3 protein-coding genes and 1 pseudogene are annotated in these 4,281 nt (G+C 44.8%); all 4 read left to right on the forward strand.

Going from position 1 to position 4,281, the window contains the following annotated elements; translation table 11 throughout:
- Positions 1 to 147 precede the first annotated feature (147 nt).
- A complete protein-coding gene (locus tag AZ66_RS33460) occupies positions 148 to 987 on the forward strand; it encodes an ABC transporter substrate-binding protein (RefSeq protein ID WP_269433149.1) in 840 nt (279 codons plus the stop codon).
- Positions 984 to 1,484 carry an extracellular solute-binding protein gene (locus AZ66_RS33465; protein ID WP_331436943.1) on the forward strand — a complete coding sequence of 167 codons (501 nt, stop codon included), beginning with the start codon at positions 984 to 986 and terminating at the stop codon, positions 1,482 to 1,484. Before AZ66_RS33460 ends, AZ66_RS33465 begins: the two co-directional genes overlap by 4 nt.
- A gap of 14 nt (positions 1,485 to 1,498) precedes the next feature.
- The gene (locus tag AZ66_RS27375) at positions 1,499 to 2,914 is read left to right on the forward strand and encodes an ABC transporter substrate-binding protein (protein ID WP_231587073.1); all 1,416 of its coding nucleotides are present in this window, start codon (positions 1,499 to 1,501) and stop codon (positions 2,912 to 2,914) included.
- A 239-nt stretch (positions 2,915 to 3,153) separates the two neighbouring features.
- Positions 3,154 to 4,274, forward strand: a pseudogene (locus AZ66_RS27380) (acyltransferase).
- Positions 4,275 to 4,281: the final 7 nt, after the last annotated feature.

Consider the following 4,281-nt stretch of genomic DNA (forward strand, 5'->3'; position numbering starts at 1 on the left):
AAGAGGTACTCCTAAAAAGCGCGCGAAGCAGAGGAGAAGAAGCCATAAAGAGGCTTCACAAGCTAGCTATGCTTACATTTCACAATAGAAGAAGCAAAGGGTTCGCTACTACGTACAGGTTTAATCAAAAAAAGGAGCTAGAAAAATATGCATCATAGATGGAAAGTTGCAATTCTGCTGTTGACGATCGTCTCCTTAATGAGCGGCTGCTTCGGCAAGAAGGAAGTGCTGGAGCCATTGCAGCCTAGCAAAATCAAGGTGCTTTATCAGGATGAGGATGCCTTCTACCGAGATTACGGAAAGTATTTTCATATGAAATATCCGCAAATTGAAGTCGAAATCATCCCTCAGACTCAGGTGCTGAAAAATCTCGGGCCTATGATTAGCGGAAAAGATTGGGATATGGAAATGAAGAAGCTGTTGGAGAACTCCGGTGCTGACGTATTAAGGATGGGCACAGATATGTTTCAATCATTTGCGAAAAATGGCATGTTGTACGAGTTAGAGGATGTAATCCGGCAGGACGACTATGATATGGAGGGCTTTTTGCCGGGGGTCATCGATAGAATGAAAAGCTTAGGCAACGGCAAGTTATATGGGCTTGCTCCTTATATAGATCGACAGGCTTTATACTATAACGCAGCATTGTTCAAAGAGCATCACATCGAACCGCCGAAGAATAATATGACCTGGCAGGAAGTGCTTGATTTGTCTGCAAGATTTGCCAATATCGGAAGCGGCGAGAGTAAGGTGCACGGGTACTACGAATGGATAGGAAGCTTACGCTACTTCTTGTTCAGAATCGCCGATACCTCTGGATTGAGACTGTTCGATCCGAAGGGAGAGAAGGTGATTCTGAACACTGAGGGCTGGAAAAAAGCGATCAAGCAGACAACAGATGCGATGCGCAGCAAAACGGTATTTTTCCATCCGGAAGGCCAGATTTATTCGCAAAAAGTTATTTTTATAATGATCAAGCTGCGATGATGATTAGCAATGCTTACACATCCCTGGAGCTTATCAATAACAAGAAAGATTGGGGTGTAGTTACAGCGCCAATAGATCCTGCAATGGATTCTTCAAGTATCGACTTTGAATTCATCTATGCAGTTGCAGCCGACTCAGCCAACAAGCGTGCAGCCTGGGAATTCGTCAAGTTCGTAAATGGCCCGGAAATGGCGCAGGCCCGCTCTCGTACACTGAAGGGCCAGCTTCCTTCGCGCAACGGCTATATGAAGGACATAAAGGGCAGAAGTACGGATCCGTACTATACGCCAAAGATCAGGGCGGAGAACAACATTGAGAGAGATGAGCGTATCCCATCCGAGTTCTTCCCATCATTCGATAAGCTGCTGCGTGTGGAGCTGGATGCCGTCGTCGCGAACGAGAAAACAGTTGATGAGGCAGCAGCTGCTCTTGAGGAGAAGGCACAGGAATTGCTAATGAAAGTACGAGAATCTGCAAACAAAGACAAGGCAAAATAGGGAGCGTGTAGTACGTGTTGAAAAATGGAAAGACCGTCATTATGCTGTTGACGATCATGTCTCTCTTAAGCGGCTGCTTTGGAGAACGATCAGAGCTTGCGCCATTAAAGGACGGCAAGGGGAAAATCAGGGTCGTCTATCAAGATGAAGATCGATTTTATAGCGATTATGGGAACTTCTTTAAAATGATGAACCCTGATATCGACATTGAGGTTATCAGTGAAGCAGAATTGTTTGACGAAGCCGAAAAAAACGAGGCATTCAATTTGACAGAGGAAAAGAAAAAGCTGCTCGATAAATACAAGCCGGACGTGCTGTTTTTGAATGAAAGCATGTTTGAGGCCTTCGCTCAAGAAGGAAAGTTGTATGATATTGAGCCGGCTATTAGCCAGGATCAATACAAGCTGGACGGATTCATGCCTGGACTTATTGATAGGCTGCGGGCAAAAGGGAACGGAAAGCTATACGGCCTTACCCCATCCTTCGAGACAAACGTCATCTATTATAATCGCAATTTGTTCAAGAAGTATCAAATTGAGCCGCCAAACGGGAAAATGACGTGGAAGGAGCTTCTTGATCTGGCAGAGAGATTTGCGAGCGTTGAATCAGGAAAGAAGCAAGTGTTTGGTTTGTATCAAACGAAAGGGCCAGCAAGTTTGATGTATGATATCGCTGCTGCATCGGGACTTAAGCTAGTTGACGCGAAATCAGGCAAGCTGTTGATCGATTCGGATGGTTGGAAGGACGCAATGAAGATGACGGCAGATGCCGTCCGCAATCATGCGGCTTATGCTCCTCCTCCAATGAAGGAAGGCGAACAGCTTGATGGATACGATGACGCCGACTATGAGAAACATAGAGACTACTTGAAGCAGTACAGCCGATCTAACGAGATGTTCTACATGGGTCAAGCCGCAATGACGATTCAAGCGCCGTGGTTTGCTTCCTTCTTGCGGGATATTCCATACTACTCGAAGACACCGGAGATCGACTGGGGCATCGCGGCCGCACCTGTTAATCCTGCTATGCCCGATGAATCGGCTTACGTGAAATTGTCGGAGATCTATGCCATATCTGCGGATTCTCCGAACAAGCGGGCGGCTTGGGAGTTCGTCAAGTTCGTGAACGGGCCGGAAATGGCACAGGTCGCTGGGAAGGCAATGAACGATACGCTCCCCACGCGGTCAGACTATTTCAAGGATTTTAGAGGGCGGGAAACGGATGCGTTCTATCTGTTAAAACCAATGCAAGTCAGTGGAGTGTCTGATAAAAAGAGTATTCCGGCAGGATTCCATTCCGAATTTGATGCTTTACTGTCGGATGCATTGAATTCTGTGATTGAAAAAGAGAAAACACTGGATGAGGCGGTTGCTGAACTTCAAATCAAGGGACAAGAGATATTGGATAGGTCGCGGGAAACCAAGCAGTAAAAGTAAGTGTTCAGAAGAAGATCGAGAGCAGGGACGAAATGTTCCCGCACTCGGTCTTTTTTGTGCTACAATTTTTATATAAAAAATTTTTTTGTCAATGTCACATTTTTGGCTTTTCGATTGTTAGATATGGTGAAGAGCACTTTTCGTATGATAAGAAAACTCAAATGAGGAGTTGTAAATACGTGACAAAGAGAGAACGAATACAAGAGCTCGATGCTTATCGGGCACTTGCTATCATGGCGGTGCTGGCGATCCATGCGACATCGGAAGCGCTGGCAGCGACAATCGGCAGTCGGGCATACCCGCTTTACTTATTGATAAATACCTTTAGAAATTTGCCGTACCCGTTTTATTTTTTAAGTGGGTTCGTATTGTTTTATAATTATGCGGACAAGCCGTTAAGCGGAGGAACGATACGACAGTTTTACCGGAAACGATTACTGTACATATTAGTACCATACCTTGTTTTTCCGCCTTCTATTATTTATTGAAGCTCTATCGCAGCGACATGTTATTCGATCTATCGTGGGCGGTGGGATATGACTTTATAAAAGCTCTGTTCGGCGGCAGGGCGTATACGCACCTCTATTACATAATTATTATGGTTCAGTTTTATATATTGTTTCCGTTATTGCTGGCTGTATTCCAAAAGATGCGTCGGGCTGTGCCGTTCATGTTCCTGGCTGCTGCACTGCTGCAATGGGGATTTATCATTGTCAATAAGTATGGTTGGCAAATCCCAAGAGGGAATCTGGCAATCTCCTATCTGTCATACTTCATATTCGGGGCATGGATCGCTATGCATTACGAATCAATCCGGAATTGGCTTGTTCACTTGTCGAAGGGATATAAGCAAATGGTAGGCTGGGTCGTCTTATGGAGTGTGTGGATTGGGCTCGGAATCTATCATGCATACATGTTTTATCGCGCGAATGTTGGCAAGATTTTTGTCAACACCTTGTGGTATGAGCTTGTCTGGTATATTCATTCCTTATTGTCGTGTATCATTTTGATCCAAATCTCATTTGTTCTATTTTACCGTTGTGGAAGAAAAGTATCTTCATGGGTTACTTCCATCGGAGCATGCTCATTCGGCATATATTTGCTGCATCCGTTCCTGCTCTTTATTTATCGGAAAATAGGGATTAAGGGAAATATGCTCGAGTATGCACTGTATATTGCAGGCGGCTGGATATTTGCCTTCATTGGTTCTTGGTTCATCGTATATATGATTTCGCGTCTTACTTCATGGTCATGGATTGCATTCGGCATTGTTCCGGTTCAAGACAAGGACAGCAAAAGCCGTATTGTGGACAAACCGCACCACGAAGCGAATGCACGCAATTTATCGGAATGATAGAAAG

The sequence above is a fragment of the Paenibacillus sp. E194 genome (genome assembly GCF_000935845.1).
Classification (GTDB): Bacteria; Bacillota; Bacilli; order Paenibacillales; family Paenibacillaceae; genus Paenibacillus_B; species Paenibacillus_B alvei_B.

Bases quoted from the DNA above. Each gene is read 5' to 3' on its own strand.
- AZ66_RS33465 (WP_331436943.1), top strand. From the start codon at position 984: ATGATGATTAGCAATGCTTACACATCCCTGGAGCTTATCAATAACAAG.
- AZ66_RS33460 (WP_269433149.1), top strand. From the start codon at position 148: ATGCATCATAGATGGAAAGTTGCAATTCTGCTGTTGACGATCGTCTCC.